Here is a 17,326-nt window from a genome sequence, read left to right as displayed (position 1 = left end):
ACAAAACGGACCCGGCCTCCGCTCGAGAGCCGGGATCCCGGGAAGCGGGAGGGGTACGCCGGCCATGCCAGACAGAGGAATACGGGACCGATGGATACGCAGCGAACGGGAGGCGGCGATTGCCGCACGGTCGGACCGATTGGCCGCGCTGTTTGCGCAGCGTGCGCCGAAGCATGACGCGGAGGGGAGCTTCCCCTTCGAGAACTTCGCGGATCTGCAGGCTGCCGGTTATTTGGCGCTGACGGTTCCCGAAGAGTACGGCGGCGAAGAGGCTTCCTTATATGAGCTGGTGCTGGCTCAGGAGCGGCTGGCCCGCGGGGACGGATCTACGGCGCTGGCGGTAGGCTGGCATCTGGGTCAGCTGTTCCAACTGCGCGGTACGGGCGCTTGGCCTGAAGGGCTCTACGCCTCCATGTGCCGGGAGGTTGCGGAGAACGGAGCGCTGATCAACCATCTGGCGACGGAGCCTTCGACCGGCAGTCCCAGCCGGGGCGGCAAACCGGCTACAACGGCGTGCCGGACGGACGGGGGCTGGGTGCTCAGCGGACGCAAAACGTTCAGCACCCTGAGCCCGATCCTCGAGCATTTCACCGTCTCCGCTTCGGTCAGCGGCACGGATGACACCGGCGTGTTCTTCGTGCGCCGGGGGCCCGGAGTCCGCGTGGAGGAAACGTGGAATACGCTCGGCATGCGGGCTACGGGAAGCCATGACGTCGTGCTCGACCGCGTGTTCGTACCGGAGCAGGAAGTCATCCGCCTGTCCCATCAGGCAGCGATGGGGCCACCGGGCGATACGGGCTGGCTCCTGCATATTCCCGCCTGCTATATCGGCATTGCCTGGGCGGCCAGGGACTTCGCGCTCGACTATGCGCTGCACCACCGCCCTAATAGTCTCAGCGGACCGATCTCGGATCTGCCGCATATTCGGCGGCAGATCGGCGACATGGAGACGGAGTGGATGAAGGCGCGTACGCTGCTCTATTCGGCGGCAGGCCGCTGGGACGAGGCTCCGGACCTGCGCCCCCTGCTGAAGGGCGAGCTCGGCCTCGCCAAGATCACCGCCGTGAACAGCGCCATCCGTATCGTGGATCTGGCGATGCGTATCGTGGGCGGGGCCAGCCTCTCGCGCAGCTGCCCGCTGGAGCGGCTGTACCGGGATGTTCGCGCCGGCCTGCATAATCCGCCGATGGAGGATGCCGTGATCGAAGATTTGGCCGGGCAGGCGCTTGCCGGACGGGAGGCACGGGAGATGGTGGAATGAACGCCGGACTACGCGGGCGGCACACGAATGAACCCGGTTTCGGCAGCAAATCTGCTGTTCCGGGCGCAACAACCCAAGCCCTTCACCTATCCGGGAGGGGCTCAGCGTGTTCCGTATGGCCGTACTTTTATTGCGCTGCACCTTCCTCCGCCGCAAGTGAAGGGCGGCGGTCGGTACGGGGCGGCGGCAGCGCCCTTCACTCACAGCGCGGGTCCGAATATCGGACGCAAGACACCGTCGTCTTTTGCCTCTGTCCCGCACCATGCTGTCACGCTCTCTAACGTCCCTCTTCCACACCCGCTCCCGCCGGACTCCAGCCGTCCGGGCCGCCCAGTACGCGTCGCACGTCGAACGACACCGCCTCGGCTTCCGTCAGAGCCGCCGCCCACGCTACCCGGGCTTCCGGCGCCGCGCCCGGTCCCGTGCTCCCGAACTCCCCGTAGCGGGCGGTACGCTCATTGTCCGGACTGCTCCAGTTGTCCCAGCCGTCCCTATGAATATGCGGTCCCATCCAGGTATCGATGAATACCGTGTGGGCGGCGGGCCGCCATGGCCTGCCCAGGTAGACGGATCCCTCAGGTGCCCGGCCGGTCAGACGGCAGCCTCGGAATACGTATCCGACTTCGGTGCGTGCCGCCGTGGAAGCCGCCGTAATGAACCCCCCGCGCAGGCTGTGAATCTCGCAGCCTTCGAACAGCACGGTCGCCGAGCCGAAGATATAATCGACATGCCCCTCGATATAGCATCCTGCGAAATACTGGCGTCCCCGGCCCGTATAGAGCGTGTCCTGGTTGCCGAGCAGCCGGACGTTCCTGTACGTCTGGCGATCACCCGCCGTATACAGGGCCACCGCTTGTCCGATCGCCGCTCCATAGCCCGCCGTATTCTGCACCGTCACGTTTTCCATGCGGAAATCATCCGCATCCACCTTCAAGGTCGCGGTCCGGAATGTGGTCAGCTCGCTGCCGTTCGTCCCCTTCATCTGGGCATAATCGCCATAAGCGATCACGGTCCCTTCCGCGCTCTCCCCGATCAGGGAGATATCCGGCTTCGTGTCGGGTACCAAGAGTTTCTCGCGGTACACCCCATTCTTCACGAAGATCGTAACAGGCTCCAGCGGCAGCACGCGCACCGCTTCGATCGCCTCGCCAATCCGTTCGAAATCCCCTTGTCCATCCTGTGACACCGTAATATGCCTCATCCGTCCGGTTTCCCCTTTCGCCTCAGACCCTGCCGCTCCGCTATGAAGCGCAGCAGGATCCCCTATGGACTTCATTATAAGGGAAAGGGTCTCGCCCTTCTTCCCCCTCCCTTGTCCCCTTGGGCAGGAATTGGCTCCGCTTGTCCGGATCTCATGATTACGGGGCACCACACCCAGGCGCACTGCTGCAGCTCTTCGCCGAGCCTGTTCCATCTCCGCCGCTAAGCTTAAGAGCATGCCTGCCACTATAAAAAAAGCAGCCCCGGACCCTATCCCGGAACTGCCTCTTCTATTCGATAGGCACTGCCGTGGCAGCCTTAAGACTGCCCGGCCGGAGCGGCCTTCGCCTGCGCGGCTCCCGCTTTCCTTCTGAATAAGCGCTGGTTGATCCGGTCAATGATCTCGTACACGACCGGAACGACCAACAGCGTAAGCAGCGTGGAGGTCGTCAATCCTCCAATCACGACCACCGCAAGACCCTTGGAGATAATGGTTCCCTTGGATAAGCCGAGGGCCAGCGGCATCAGGGCGATGACGGTAGCGCCGGCTGTCATGATGATGGGACGCAGGCGGGTATGCGCCGCGCTGATCAGCGCCTCGCGTACGGGCACCCCCGCCTCCCTCAGCTGCTGCACCCGGTCAATGAGCACGATCGCGTTGGTCACGACGACGCCGATCAGCATCATGAACCCGATGAGCGACGTCAAGTTAAGCGACTCTCCGGTCACGAGCAGGCCGAGCATGCCGCCGATCGCCGCAAGCGGCAGCGAGAAGAGAATCGCGAAGGGGGCACTGCCGTTGCCGAACGCAAGCACCATGACCAGATAGACAATGAAGACGGAAGCCCCCATGGCCATGAACATATTCTTGAATTCCCGGTTGATGTCCTCGGCCACCCCCTTCACCTGGGGATGCACGCCTTCCGGCAGCTGGAGCGTGCCGAGCAGCTCGGTCGCTTGGGCCGTGACGCCCGCTTTATCCTTCGAGTCGATCTTGGCGGTCACATTCACGTACTGCTCCTGTTGATCCCGAGGGATCGAAGCGGGACCTTCGATCTGCCGGAGCTTCGCCACCTCATTCAGTCTGAGGGTCTGCCCCGAAGGGGATTTGAGCTGCAGGGAGCCGATCTTTTCCACGGAATCCTTGAATTCATTATCGAGCGAGATCTTCGTGCTCAAAGTAATGTTATCGAATTTGAGATCGCCGACCTCTTCTTCGCCGAGCCACGAGTTCAGCGTCTCGATAATCTCGCCCGAAGAGAGGTCGTACAGGCGGGCCTTGTTCTGATCGACCGCAATCTCCACTTCCTTCTTCGATTCTTCGAGGCTGTCCTTCACATCTAGGAATTCCGGAATCTCCTTCATCTTCGCCTTGACCAGCCCTGCTGCCTTGATGAGCGAATCCACATCGTCGCCGCGGAGCATGTAGGAGAAGTCCGTCGTGCTCCCGCCGCCGCCAGCTACGCTGACGATGGCCCCTCCCACCTCCGAGCCTTTGGGCAGCAGTTCCGTCACCTTGGTCTTCATATCTTCCAGGAGCTCTTTAGCGTTGGTCCCGGCCGAAGCTTCCGCATTGAACTCGCTGCGGTATGCCACCCTTTCGCCGCCGCCGGCATAACCGATCAGCGATTGGACATACACGAAGGCCGGTTCGTCCGCGGCATTCTTCGTCTCCCTCATCATCGATTCGATCTCTTTCACCTTGAGATCGTTCGATTCCATGGAAGTTTGCGCGGGCAGTTTGATCCATAGCGAGATCTTCTTATCCGAATTGCTGGCCGGCATGAATTCGAAGGGTACGAACGGAATCGACCCGCCGACCGCCACGACGAAGATGAGAAGGGCAAGCAGCATCGTCTTGATCCGGTTGTTCAGCGACCACTTCAGCATCCTCAGGTAGCTGCCAGCCACCGGGCCGACATGCGTGTCGTCATGGACGGTCAGCTTCTTCGAACGCAGCACCAACAGCTTCGCCAGCATCGGAATGACGGTGACCGCCACGAGCAGAGAGGAGAGCAGCGCCGCGGACAAGGTGATGGCAAAAGGACTGAACATGTCTCCGAGCTGTCCGCCGACAAAAGCAATCGGCGCAAAAACGCCCACCGTGGTCAGCGTCGACGATGTAATGGCCGAGGCTACCTGGGCGGTGGCGACGGCGATTACCGACTCTCCCCGCTCCTGCGTCTTCACGAGCTCACTGTAGATGTTCTCGATGACGACGATACTATCGTCGACGACACGCCCGATGGCGATCGCCATGCCCCCTAGCGTCATGATATTCAGCGAGATATCGAGAGGCGCCATGACGAGCAGGGTAATCAGGATCGACAAAGGAATCGAGACGAGAACGATGAACGTCATCCGGAGATTCCGGAGGAAGATCAGGATCATGACCGAAGCCAGCAGCGCTCCGAGCGCCCCCTCCTTGACCATGCCGTTGATCGATTCATTCACGGTATCCGAGTTCTTCTCCACTGACCGGAACTCGACATTCGGGTACGCCGCCTTCCATGAGGCGATCAGGGCATCTGCCTCCTCGGTGAACTCGACCGAGTTCGTGCCCATCGTCTTGTACAGGATCACGCCGATCGCCGGCTGGCCGTTCATCCGGGAGAAGAATTTGGACTCCGTGACCGCCTCCACTTTGACGATATTCTTGAGGAGCAGCGTCTCCCCGCCGGCGGTCTTCATCTTCATGTTCTCCAGGCTGTAGATCGAGTTCAGATCGCTCTTCACCCGCACCATCTGGTCGTTGCCCTGGATATCCGCCGACCCGACCGGACTCGTGAGGATCGCCGATTGAATACGCCGGGACACTTCGGCCGGCGTCAGCCCGTACGCGTTGATGGCGTTCCCGTCCAGCTTCAGGTCCAGGACCGCCTCCTGGTTGCCGATGGAGTCGACGTGGTCGATACCCTTGACCGCCTTGAATGCCGGCAGGAACACATCCTTGTACAGTTTATCGAGCTCCTGCTGGTTCATCCCGTCCTTCCCGTATACAGAGAGCTTGTATTCGGGAATCGCCGACATGCCGAACGTCGATACCTTCGGCTTCTCCGCGCCCTTCGGCAGCTTGACGTTCGCGATGAGCCCTTCCACGTCCACCTTCGCCTTGTCGGTATCGCTGCCGTGCACCAGCTCGATCTCTAGGGAAGAGTAGCCGTCGCTGGAGACGGACCTCAGCGACTTGATATTCTCGAGACCCGCCACCGCTTTCTCCAGCGGCTTCGTGATCCCCTCCAGAATGTCCTTGGGCGTGGCATTGTACTGGGTCGAGACCAGGACATACGGAAGGGAGACTTCCGGATAGAGTTCCGCCTTCAGCATCGTGGCCGCATAGCCGCCCCCGCCGAACAGCAGCAGGATGATGATCAGCACGGCCGTCACGTTCTTCATGGAAAATCGGGTTAATAAGTTCATTGCTCCGCTCCTTTAGTTGATATCCTAAAAGCTTAGACGAAGCCATGCGGATCTTCCCTTCATTTTCCATGGAATTTACTGTTTCTTTACATCGCTTCTTCCATATAAAAACCGCAGGCAGACCTCTTGGGGTCACCTGCGGTTCCATGTCCTGGATTATAAAATTCGTTTGCCGAGCAGCGAGGCGGCCAGCCCCGACAGCAGCCGGCCCGTTCTCCGCTGATCGTCGAGAAGCGGATTCACCCCGGTGACATCCATCGAAGTCACCTCTCCGCCCTCGGCCAGCAGCTCCAGCGCGAAGTGCGCCTCCCGGTAGAACAGCCCGCCCGGTACCGGGCTGCCGACGCCCGGCGCTTCAAGCGGATCGAGCGTATCCGCAGCGAAGCTGACATGGAGCCCGTCGGTCCCGGCTCCTGCGATCTTCCGTGCTTCTTCGATGACCCGCTGGATGCCCATCCGGTCGATCTCGTGCATCGTGAAGCAGGTGATGCCCTGCCCTAGGATCCACTCCCTCTCTTGCGGATACACCTCGCGGGTGCCTATGAGCACGACCTTCTCCTTGCGGATGTGCCCGAGGCCCGGAATCTTCCAGGGCATTCTCCCGAGAATCGCCGAGAGGGCCATCTCGTTCGCGCTTCCCGTCGGACCCGTCTCCTCCGTAAGCAGGCCCGCATGAGCATCGAACCAGATCAGTCCGGGGTTCGCATAACGTTCCGCCAAGCCGGCCGCCGCGCCGATCGAGACGCTGCGGTCGCCTCCGAGCACGAGCGGGAACGCGCCCTCTTCGGCCGCCTGCTGCACCCGCCGTGCCACAAGCAGGCTCATCTCGAGCACGGCCCGGAGATTCTTCACCGCGGACGAACGCTCCGAGGAGGCTTCCCTCAGCCACATGCCGGTCACCTGTTCTTCGGACAGCTCCCTGCCGAGATTGCGGATCATGCGGCCGATGCCTGCCTTGGTGATGCTGTCGGGTCCCTGCTCCTCTCCCGGACGGCCTGCGCCGAGTCCGAAGGGCACCTTGATCAGGTTCACCCTCGAACGCCCGGTCGTCTTCTTCTCCTGAGCCTCGCTCGCTTCCATCATGCGTATTCTCCTCCTTCGCGCTTGCCTACTCGTTCCCGGCCGTTCTTACAGAATCCGCTCGCCGAATACGGAGCCCGCCAGCTCTACCGCGGCCCGTGCAGTCTTATTGCCGACATCGAGCATCGGGTTCACCTCCACAATCTCCGCAGAGACGAGCGAGCCGCTCTCGTAGAGAGTCTCCATCGCATAATGGCTCTCCCGGTACGTAATGCCGCCGCTGACCGGCGTGCCTACCCCCGGCGCTTCCTGCGGATCCATTCCGTCGAGGTCGAGACTGAGGTGGACGCCGTCCGTCCCGTCCGTGACACGCTCCATCGCTTCGTCCATGACGGCCCGCATGCCGTACTTGTCGATCTCATGCATCGTGAAGACACGGATGCCCTGCTCTCTCAGGAAGACCCGCTCGCCGGGATCGATGGACCGCGCTCCAATGATGACGACGTTGCGCGGATGGACCCGCGCGTGCTCGCCGCCGATGGAGATGAGGCTCTTGTGCCCATACCCGAGCAGAACGGCCAGAGACATGCCGTGGATGTTGCCGGAGCCTGTCGTTTCTTCCGTGTTCACGTCCGGGTGTGCGTCAAACCAGACTACGCCCAGTTTGTTCACATGATGCAGGACGCCCTTGATCGTCCCGATCGCCACGCTGTGATCGCCGCCAATAACCAGCGGGAAGTTTCCTTGGCCCATCTCCGCCGAGACGCATTCCGCGAGGTCCGCATTCACGCGGGCGATCTCCGCCAGATACTTCAGCTTCTCGCCGGGCGCACAAGGATCCAGGAAGCGGTTCACGTGTATGTCGCCTTTATCGTGTACGCGGTGGCCCAGCACTTCCAGCCGCTCGCGGAGGTTCGAGGTCCGGATCGCTTGAGGCCCGAGGTCCACCCCGGCCCGGTCTGCGCCAAGCTGAAGAGGAACGCCGATCAGTGAAATATCCCGTTTGTCCGTTGCCAGCTTCATCAGCATAAGAGCACCCCTCGTTAACTATCGAATGTATTCAGTCGGTAAGCGGTTGCAATGTTGTTGGGGAAGAGAGGCTGTATAGAAGGCCTCTCTACTTCTCTACTTCTTTCTTCGAATGTACCACACTTCCCCGATGGCGAAAAATTGAATGTCTCAATCGTAACTATTGAGAAATGTAATGACGATTGCGTATAGAGCGGCAATTCCGTCAGTGCCCGGTTGCAAGAAAGCAGCGGAAGCGGGCAGCGGCGGTACGGGACGCGGCTCCGCTCTCAGCGCACAGAGGGGCAGGCAGGAGCGTAGGGCCCATGCCGCCGGGGGTGGCGGGCAGTCGCCCATGTGCCGCACACCGGGCTGGAGCGCGGGCCCCGGCGCCGCTGCAGCATGCGGGCAAAGCAAAGAACCGCTCCTTGCGAGGAGAGCGGCTGCCAAGCGGTGCCTATGCGTCCGGGGCTATGGACCGCCTCGGCGGAAAGCGCCGGGCGATGGGCTGCGGCCCTCCCGACTGGATTGGCGGCGGGCCATTGCCGGGCTCATTACGCTTCCATCTCCAGCGTCGGCCAAGATGCCGTCAGCGTCTCGGCGAAGGAGCGGATGTTGATCTCGTCCATCCGGCTGTGGAGGACGATCATCGAGGTCTCGATCTTATCCGGGAACCGGTGCAGCTCCACCAGAGTCCCTTTGCGGAGCTCGGACTGGACCAGTCCCGCGCCGAGGAGGGCCACGCCGGTCTGATGGAGGACCGCCCGCTTGATTGTCTCGTCGCTGAGGCATTCCACCAGGGAGGACGGCCGGTAGCCGATCTCCCCCAGGCACTCATTGACGAGACTCTGCAGGTTCGAGCCCGCTTTGTAAGAGATAAGCGGCCCCACCCGCAGCACCTCCTCGCGGCCGAAGGACTTGTAGCGCTCCTTCGTGGTTACGAGCACGACGTCTTCCGTACCGAGCCGCACGGACTCGACTCCCGGCAGAGTGCAGGGGCCTGCAATGATACCGAGATCGGCCTCGCGCGCGGCTACTTTCTTCATCGCTTCGTTGCTGTCATAGGAGGACAGCTGCAGCTTGACCTGCGGATTGGCCGATATGTAAGAGTGCATAATCACCGTCAAATAATGGGAACAGTACAATTCCGGCGCCGCAACGACCAGGGAACCTCCCGGCCGGTCCAGCTTGCGCAGCTCTTCCTCCATCTCGCTTAGCGTAGCAAATACGCGGTCGGCATATTGTTTGACGATTTGGCCGTGCGGGGTCAGGTAGGTCTGCTTGCCTGCACGGCCGAGGAGCGCGAAGCCCAGCTCGTTCTCCAGAGTCTGAAGCTGTATCGTGATCGTAGGCTGCGTATAGCCGAGCTGCGCGGCGGCTTTGGTCAGATTGAGGCAGTCTGCCGCGACTTGGAAGGTTTTCAATCGCTTGATATCCATGCCTGTCCAGTCCTTACATGTTAAATTGGCGGGAGCGGGTGAGTGGATGTGGAGTTGGGCAGCCGTCCGCCTCTGCTCCTTCCACTATAGCATGGATGGGCGGGAGGAAGGTACCTGAAGGTACCTTAGGAACGTTAGGCAAGGCACAAGTTGCTGCCCCCCCCTCCTGAATTAGACACGCCAAAAGCAGCCGGCAGGGTTGTCCCTTCCGGCCGCCTGCTACGTCTCTATAGATCCTCCTCAAGATTCGGGCAATGAATCCAGCGCTGCCCGCTCCTGTGCGGAAGCCTGCACGGATAGCTCCTTGCGGTATTTCAGATGATAGACCGCATAACACACGACAATAAAAGGAACGCCGCAGTACAATGCCATCCGCTGCTCCGGGTCAAACGCCAGGGCGATGCAGGCCGTGGTACATAAGACGAAGGCCAGAATCGGCACCAGCGGATACAGGGGAACCCGGTACTTCAGATCGCGCACATTCCCGCCTTCCTGCAGGAACCGCTTCCTGAACATATACTGCGAAGCGGCGATGCCCATCCAGACCAGCATGGCGGTCAAGCCTGCGATCGATACGAGCCAGAGGTACACCGTATCCGGCGCGAACACGCTCGACAGCAGCGACAGACACGCCACGCCGATACTGACGAGCAGCGCATTCAAGGGAACGCCCCTTCCCGACAGCTTGCCGAGGAAGGGCGGTGCCATCTGCTCCCTGGAGAGCGCCCAGAGCATCCGCGAAGCGGCATACAGCCCGGAGTTCGCAACCGACAGCAGCGCCGAGAGAATGACGAAATTCATGATATCGGCCGCGTAGGGAATGCCGATGAGGTCGAAGACCATCACGAACGGGCTCTCCTCCACTCCGGCTTCCTTCCAGGGGATGAGTCCCGCCACAATGAAGATCGAAGCGACGAAGAAGAAAATGACGCGCCACACGGTGTTCTTGATCGACTGCGGAATCGTCTTCTCCGGCTCTTCGCTCTCGCCCGCCGCAATGCCGACGAGCTCGCTGCCTTGATATGAGAAGTTCACGGCAATCATCGTGAACAGTACGGCGCCGATGCCGTTCGGGAACAGCCCGCCTTCGCCCGTGAAGTTCGACAGCATCGGAGCGGATGCCCCTGCCGGATGGATGAGGCCGAACATCGCCGCTCCCCCGAGCCCGATGAACAGAATGATGGTGACGAGCTTCACGCTGGCTAGCCAATATTCCGTCTCCGCATATGCCTTGGCGGACATAGCGTTGAGCAGGAACAGGAGAACGACGAAGAAGACACACCAGATCCAGACCGGAATGCCGGGGAACCAGCGCTTCATCATCAGCCCGGCTGCAGTGAACTCGGAGCCGAGCGTCACGACCCAGCCGAGCCAGTACAGCCAGCCGATCGTGAAGCCGGTCCCGGGGCCGATATACTTGGAAGCGTAGGTCTGGAACGAGCCGGTCACCGGCATCGCCACCGACAGCTCGCCAAGACACATCATCACCAGATACATAATGAAGCCGCCGACCAGGTAGGCGAGAAGCGCTCCCCCTGGTCCGGCTTGATTGATGGTATAGCCGGAGGATATGAACAGGCCTGTCCCGATCACGCCGCCAAGGGAGATCATATACAGATGCCTGCTTTTCATGGTACGCTGCAGTCCCGCTGCATGCTGGGACTGAGGATAGCCGTTGTGTTTCGTCATGAATCCAACTCCTCACAGATGGATAAACGCCCCCGCGCGCATCCGGCGGGCGGATGCCGTGCGCAAATCTCGGGCAGATGCGGGGTACAGGCGGGAGGGGAGCCCCCTCCCCGCTGCTCGCAAAAAATCAATACTATCAAACTGCCGGTTCATTTTCAAGCCGGCTAGACCCAGCCCCGGAACCTGGAGGCTTCGGCCAATTTGCGCAGCCCGACGATGTACGCGGCGAGCCTCATGTTCACCTGCTTAAGCTGCGCCGTCTCGTACACGGTGTGGAACGATTCCGTGATGAGCTTGTTCAGCCTCGCATCCACTTCCTCCTGGGACCAATAGTAGCCCTGGTTGTTCTGTACCCATTCGAAATAGGATACGACGACCCCGCCCGCGTTCGCGAGCACGTCCGGTACGATCAGCACGCCGCGCGAGGTCAGGATCTCGGTCGCTTCCTGCGTCGTCGGCCCGTTCGCGGCTTCGACGACGATCTTCGCCTGGATCTCATGGGCGTTCCCTTCCGTGAGCTGGTTCTCGATCGCCGCCGGGATCAGAATGTCGCACTCCTTCGTCAGCAGCTCCGCATTCGAGATGCGGTTCGGGAACAGGTTCGTGACCGCACCGAACGAGTCGCGCCGCTCGAGCAGCTCGTCGATCAGCAGGCCGTTCGGGTTATACAGCGCGCCGTGCGCATCGGAGATGCCGACGACCTTGGCCCCGGCATCCACCATGAACTTCGCGAGATAGCTCCCCGCGTTGCCGAAGCCCTGGATGATCACCGAAGCTCCCTCCACGTTCATGCCGAGCACGCCGGCTGCTTCGCGCACGGCGATCGCAACGCCCCGGGCGGTGGAGGACTCGCGCCCCACCGAACCGCCAAGCACCAGCGGCTTCCCGGTGATGAAGCCCGGAGAATCGAACTCGCGGATGCGGCTGTATTCGTCCATCATCCACGCCATGATCTGCGAATTCGTATAGACGTCCGGAGCCGGGATATCCTTCGTCGGTCCGACAATCTGGGAGACCGCCCGCACGTAGCCGCGGCTCAGCCGCTCCAGCTCGCCGAAGGACATGCTCCGGGGATCGCACTCGATGCCGCCTTTGCCGCCGCCGTAGGGCAGGTTCATGATGCCGCATTTGATGCTCATCCACAAAGCGAGCGCTTTCACTTCATCGGCTGTGACGGCGGGGTGGAATCGTATCCCCCCTTTGGTCGGTCCCACCGCGTCGTTATGCTGCGCCCGATAGCCTGTGAACACCTGGACGCTGCCATCATCCATCCGTACCGGAATGCGGACGGTCAGCATCCGCAGCGGTTCCTTCAGCAGCTCGTAGAACGCCTCGCCATACCCCATATGCCCCAGTGCCGTCTTGATGACGCCCTGCGTCCGCTGAAGAACATCCCCATTGTCCCCCGAGCCGCTTTGCTTCGCTCCCGTAACTCCCGTATTCATCCGTTTCTCCCCCATTATCGTCCATACTTGGCTTGATCATCGATTCCCATCCAAAAGAAACAAGAACCCGGAACGCAAATCGGCATCCCTCCGGTTCCCCCGCCGGCCATTCAAATTTGGCGTTCCCGTCCCCAATCTGCCGATTAATCCGATTTGTCCAATTTGTCCGCTTGGCGGCGCCTCAGCCGGCTGCTTCCCCCCCGGCGAACACCTGCCGGATCCGCTCCAGCGCCCAATCCAGGTTCTCCTGCGTGATCGTCAGCGGCGGTGCGAAGCGGATCGTCGTATCGTGCGTCTCCTTGCAGAGCAGCCCGAGCTCCTTGAGCCGTTCACAGTAAGGACGCGCCGCCTCGGTGAGCTCCACGCCGATGAACAAGCCGCGGCCGCGGATCTCTTTGATCTTGGGATTCGCTATCTCCTTCAGCTTCCCGAGAAAGTAAGCTCCGAGCTCCGCGGAGCGGCGCACCAGCTCCTCCTCTTCCAAGACATCCAGCGCGGCGATCGCGACGGCGCAGCCGAGCGGGTTGCCCCCGAATGTGGAGCCGTGCGAGCCCGGATTGAATACGCCGAGGATGCCCGCATCGCCGGCCACCGCCGAGATCGGGAACACGCCGCCGCCGAGCGCCTTGCCCATGATGTAGACATCCGGCTGCACGTCTTCCCAGTCGCAGGCGAACAGCTTGCCCGTGCGGCCGAAGCCGGTCTGGATCTCATCGGCAACCATCAGCACGTTCTGGTCCCGGCAGAGCTGCCGTGCCCCCCGGAGGAATCCTTCCTGCGGGATGACGATGCCCGCCTCCCCCTGGATCGGCTCCACGAGGAAGGCCGCCGTATTCGGCGTGATCGCCGCGCGCAGCGCTTCCAGGTCCCCGTACGGCACGTTCCGGAAGCCCGGCGTGAACGGTCCGAAGCCCCGCTGGTACTCCGCATCGGAGGAGAACGAGGTGATCGTCACCGTGCGGCCGTGGAAGTTCCCCGCACAGACGATGATCTCGGCCTGGTCCGCCGGCACCTTCTTGACGTCATAAGCCCAGCGCCGTACGGCCTTGAGCGCGGTCTCCACCGCTTCCGCGCCCGTATTCATCGGCAGAATCATGTCCTTGCCCGTCAGGCGGGACAGCTTCTCGTAGAAGACGCCGAGCTGGTCGTTGTAGAACGCGCGGGAGGTGAGCGTCACCTTGTCCGCCTGGTCCTTCAGCGCCCCGATAATCTTCGGGTGGCGGTGTCCGTGATTGAGCGCCGAATAAGCGCTGAGCATATCCATATACTTGCCGCCCTCGGGATCGTGCACCCACACGCCTTCGGCATGGGAGATGACGATCGGCAGCGGGCGGTAATTCTGCGCGCCGTACCTCTCGGTTTGCTCGATAATATTCGTAGTTTGTGTCATGATGAATGACCTCCTGTCATCGGATCTGGAAGAACTGCACCTAGTACCCCTGTGCCCGGGTATCGGGATTCAAGGCCTTCATTGATGTATATAGCAAGAACCGTGCCAACTTGATTCGAATGCTGCGGACTTTTTGCGGACGGAGGATGTTCCGCTGAAGATCAGGCGATCTGCCAGGGGGTTCTCGGCCCGCTTCCCCCTATCCGGGCAGGCATGTTTCCGTGACTTCGCCCTCCCAGCTGCCGCATGACGCCAATTTTTTTTGCACCCCGTTGTCTCATTTGGCAGGCAGCGAATAAAAATTTGGCACCCCTTCCGTACCCGTGCTACAATCGACACGAGAGAAAGGGGGATCGGTCCATGTGCGCTGACCATCCGGAGAAGGAGACGGAAGAGAGCCTTCTCTCCTACTATAAACAGGCGATCGACCATATCAACGAAGGCGTCCACGTCGTGGACCGGCATGGTCGTTCCGTCCTCTATAACCGCAAGATGACCGAGCTTGAAGCGATGGAGGAAGGGGATGTCCTCGGCAAGAGCCTGGAATCGGTGTTCCAGTTCCCCGGCGGTCAGGAGAGCACCCTGCTTCAGGCGGTCCGAAGCGGCAGGCCCACGCTGAACGTGCGCCAAACCTACTTTAACCAAAAAGGTAAAAAAATAACAACCCTTAACAATACGTACCCTATTACGGAGAACGGCACCCTGATCGGGGCAATCGAAATCGCTAACGACGTGACCAAAATGGAGCGGCTCGTGCGCGAGAATCTGCTGCGGCAGCAAACCGGCAATGGCCTCTACACGTTCGAGGGCATTATTGGCCGGAGCGAGGCGCTCCTGCGGGTAATCCAGTATGCCCAGCGTGCCGCGCGCACCGCTTCCTCCGTGCTCGTCGTCGGCGAGACCGGCACGGGCAAGGAGCTGTTCGTCCAAGGGATTCACCAGGCCAGCGCCCGCTCCGGCGGCCCCTTCATCTCCCAGAACTGCGCCGCGCTGCCCGAGGATCTCGTGGAAGGCCTCCTCTTCGGCACGACGAAGGGCGCGTACACGGGAGCGGTCGAGCGCCCAGGCCTCTTTGAACAAGCCGAGAACGGCACCCTGTTCCTCGACGAGATCAATTCGCTCGCCATGCCGCTGCAGGCCAAGCTGCTGCGGGTCCTGCAGGAGCGCTCGTTCCGCCGGCTCGGCGACACGCGGGAGCGGACCATGAACGTCCGCATTCTCGCGGCGATGAACGAGCACCCCGATACCGCTATCGACGAGGGGCGGCTGCGCGAGGATCTATACTACCGCCTCGGCGTCGTGACGCTGCTGCTGCCGACGCTCCGCGAGCGGCGCGAGGATATTGCGCCGCTCGTCCGCCATTTCATCGGCAAGTACAACGACCTGTTCCAGATGCAGGTCGAAGGCATCAGCGAAGAGGTGGAAGCCTTCTTCCTCTCGCACTCATGGCCCGGGAACGTCCGGGAGCTGCAGCATACGATCGAGGGGGCGATGAACCTGCTCATCGACGAGACCGTCATCGAGATGGCGCACCTGCCGATCCGCCGGATGAGCCGGATGACCCGCATGGGCGGGGGCCAAGCCGCGGGCGTGAGCGCAGGCGCAGCCCCGGGCGGCTCAGGCCAGCGCACCGAGGCTGCGGCGGACCCGGGCGTCGCGGGCAACGGCGCTGCCCCGGGGGGCCCAGGCGGCACCGGTGCTGCGGCCGACAGCCTCGCCCCCGGTACCTTGGCCGGCGGCAGCCGGGGCTCCGGGGCGGAGGCTCCTTCCCCACCCCCTGCCTTCACAGCCTTCCCGGCGGAGCTGGCGCCGCTGGTCGAAGCGCCCGGAGGGCTGACGCTCCGGGCGCAGCTTGAGCTCTTCGAGGCGTACGCCGTGCGCAGGGCCGTCGAGAATCACGGCGGCAACATCGTCCGCGCCGCGAAGGAGCTCGGCCTCAGCCGGCAGAGCCTGCAGTACCGGCTGCGCAAGCTGAAGCTGAGGTAATCCGCCGGCTGGCGCCGGACGGGAACCCAAAGAGCCCCGCCCTTCATCACGGATGAAGAGCGGGGCTCTCCGTTTTTCCAAAGCGCAGAATCTAGAGATGTGTATAGATCAATGACAGCACAATAAAAAAAATTATAACCGCCCAATGATGGTTATAGCCTAAGCACTTTATCATAACCATACGTACAATAGCGTATCGGTTCCGAAGGGAGGTAATACCATGAGTTGTGTTAAAGGCTTTTACACCAGCACAGGAACAATCCTGGTTCTTTACATTCTGCTGGTCATCGTTCTCGGGGCGGGCATGATGATTTAAGGGATTAAAGCTCAAGCCCCAAGGCTTGAGCTTTACTTCGTTCTTGCAGACGAATAAACCTATTGCGGGCAATCGCTGCCGCCCGGTCTCACCAGCCGACGCTTGAATGGCTGATCCCACTGTCCGCGCCAGCCCTTCCCTCTGCCTGCTGCAGCCGGGAGGGGCTGGTTTGGTCTTATCGATCCTTTTGGCTTATCGATGCTTTAGCTGCATGGAGGGCACAAGTGCCGATTCATTGAAGCCTCTTACAATGAGCCATACGGCCAGAATCATCTCATTGGCAGCTACGGGCAGCGCCAGCACAGCGCCCCACACCGACAGTTGCTCGATAGCTCCGAACATGACCAGCAGGGAGCAGCTAAAAACAAGAACCGCCCCTGTCATGCCCAAGATGGGGATAAACCTCGGTACGAGCCTGGATTTATATAAGATATAACTGTACATCATCGTATTGATCCCCAGCATGAAATTGGGGCCGAGCAAAAATGTCCAGTCATGGACTGCTTTCAGTACGGCACCTGAAGTCAAATAAGAGGCGGCGTCCGGGGCTCCTGCTGCTGTGAACTCACGGCTCAAGGTCAATAAGGCCAGCACGCTGATGACACCGACCGTAATGACAACCGCTTCAAGAAACCGGAAGCACACATGCCAGAGCGCTATCGTTTCATTATGCTTTCTAAGAATGGGGAACATGGTGGCTGCCGTACCGACCGCGGATACGACAAGAATTAACTCCATCAGCGCTCCGAGGATCACCTGACCCGCGTGTTCGGAGCCTTGAGTCAAGTAATCCGGACCTTGCAGGATCGGATTGTATAAGAGAAGTCCCATGACCGCCGTAACGGCTGCAATAATAAACAGGACGCCCACCAGTTTCGCAGCTCTTTGGTTGGAGTTCATTTTTTGTCTCCCTCTGTACATGTTTTTTTACGGATGGGAACTTTCCCCATAAAAAAATACCTCTTCGAGCGGCAGGTTGAACGCGAGAGCAATCCGAAAGGCGAGCTCCAGCGATGGAGAGTAGTTTCCCTTCTCGAGTGCCACGATCGTCTGCCTGGTTACCCCCACCTTGTCAGCCAACTGCTGCTGGGTCATTTCGTCATGGTTGAACCGTAATTTACGGATGTGATTGCCGACAAGATTCCTGCCCAT

General features: G+C 61.0%; 13 protein-coding genes. 3 read left to right on the top strand and 10 right to left on the bottom strand.

Translation table 11 applies throughout. The features are described 5' to 3' along the window. Window positions 1-64: 64 nt before the first annotated feature. Entirely contained in the window at window positions 65-1,261 is a 1,197-nt protein-coding gene (locus tag O9H32_RS03130; protein WP_269864360.1) for an acyl-CoA dehydrogenase family protein, read from the top strand. 277 nt (window positions 1,262-1,538) lie between these two features. On the opposite strand, the gene O9H32_RS03125 is transcribed toward O9H32_RS03130, so the two are convergent. From O9H32_RS03125 to O9H32_RS03090, 8 genes are all read right to left on the bottom strand, one after another. Further along, a complete protein-coding gene (locus tag O9H32_RS03125; RefSeq protein WP_269864359.1) occupies window positions 1,539-2,537 on the bottom strand; it encodes a pectinesterase family protein in 999 nt (332 codons plus the stop codon). A gap of 242 nt (window positions 2,538-2,779) precedes the next feature. Beyond that, window positions 2,780-5,881 carry an efflux RND transporter permease subunit gene (locus O9H32_RS03120; RefSeq protein WP_269864358.1) on the bottom strand — a complete coding sequence of 1,034 codons (3,102 nt, stop codon included), beginning with the start codon at window positions 5,879-5,881 and terminating at the stop codon, window positions 2,780-2,782. A gap of 156 nt (window positions 5,882-6,037) precedes the next feature. Then, complete coding sequence (locus O9H32_RS03115; protein WP_269864357.1) at window positions 6,038-6,964, bottom strand: arginase; 927 nt, start codon at window positions 6,962-6,964, stop codon at window positions 6,038-6,040. A gap of 45 nt (window positions 6,965-7,009) precedes the next feature. Next, window positions 7,010-7,930, bottom strand: coding sequence for an arginase (gene rocF / locus O9H32_RS03110; protein WP_269864356.1), 921 nt, complete (start codon window positions 7,928-7,930; stop codon window positions 7,010-7,012). Window positions 7,931-8,463: 533 nt separating this feature from the next. Then, a complete protein-coding gene (locus tag O9H32_RS03105) occupies window positions 8,464-9,348 on the bottom strand; it encodes a LysR family transcriptional regulator (RefSeq protein ID WP_269864355.1) in 885 nt (294 codons plus the stop codon). A gap of 240 nt (window positions 9,349-9,588) precedes the next feature. After that, on the bottom strand, window positions 9,589-11,037 hold the full coding sequence (locus tag O9H32_RS03100; RefSeq protein WP_269864354.1) for an amino acid permease: 1,449 nt from the start codon (window positions 11,035-11,037) through the stop codon (window positions 9,589-9,591). Between the two features lie 164 nt (window positions 11,038-11,201). After that, window positions 11,202-12,482, bottom strand: a complete 1,281-nt coding sequence (locus O9H32_RS03095) for a Glu/Leu/Phe/Val family dehydrogenase (protein ID WP_269864353.1) — start codon at window positions 12,480-12,482, stop codon at window positions 11,202-11,204. 181 nt (window positions 12,483-12,663) lie between these two features. Next, window positions 12,664-13,872, bottom strand: coding sequence for an ornithine--oxo-acid transaminase (locus O9H32_RS03090; protein ID WP_269864352.1), 1,209 nt, complete (start codon window positions 13,870-13,872; stop codon window positions 12,664-12,666). 360 nt (window positions 13,873-14,232) lie between these two features. On the opposite strand from O9H32_RS03090, the gene O9H32_RS03085 reads away from it, so the two are divergent. Beyond that, the gene (locus O9H32_RS03085) at window positions 14,233-15,858 is read left to right on the top strand and encodes a sigma-54 interaction domain-containing protein (RefSeq protein WP_269864351.1); all 1,626 of its coding nucleotides are present in this window, start codon (window positions 14,233-14,235) and stop codon (window positions 15,856-15,858) included. 220 nt (window positions 15,859-16,078) lie between these two features. Next, the gene (locus O9H32_RS03080; RefSeq protein ID WP_269864350.1) at window positions 16,079-16,174 is read left to right on the top strand and encodes a YjcZ family sporulation protein; all 96 of its coding nucleotides are present in this window, start codon (window positions 16,079-16,081) and stop codon (window positions 16,172-16,174) included. 192 nt (window positions 16,175-16,366) lie between these two features. Here O9H32_RS03080 and O9H32_RS03075 read toward each other — a convergent pair whose 3' ends face one another. Both O9H32_RS03075 and O9H32_RS03070 read right to left on the bottom strand, forming a co-directional pair. After that, window positions 16,367-17,074, bottom strand: coding sequence for a DUF4386 domain-containing protein (locus O9H32_RS03075; RefSeq protein ID WP_269864349.1), 708 nt, complete (start codon window positions 17,072-17,074; stop codon window positions 16,367-16,369). Between the two features lie 27 nt (window positions 17,075-17,101). Continuing rightward, entirely contained in the window at window positions 17,102-17,326 is a 225-nt protein-coding gene (locus O9H32_RS03070; RefSeq protein WP_269864348.1) for a helix-turn-helix transcriptional regulator, read from the bottom strand.

This window comes from Paenibacillus caseinilyticus, from assembly GCF_027533645.1.
Classification (GTDB): domain Bacteria; phylum Bacillota; class Bacilli; order Paenibacillales; family NBRC-103111; genus Paenibacillus_G; species Paenibacillus_G caseinilyticus.
Note: the sequence above shows the minus strand (reverse complement) of the source record. Positions and strands in the feature narration are given on the sequence as shown.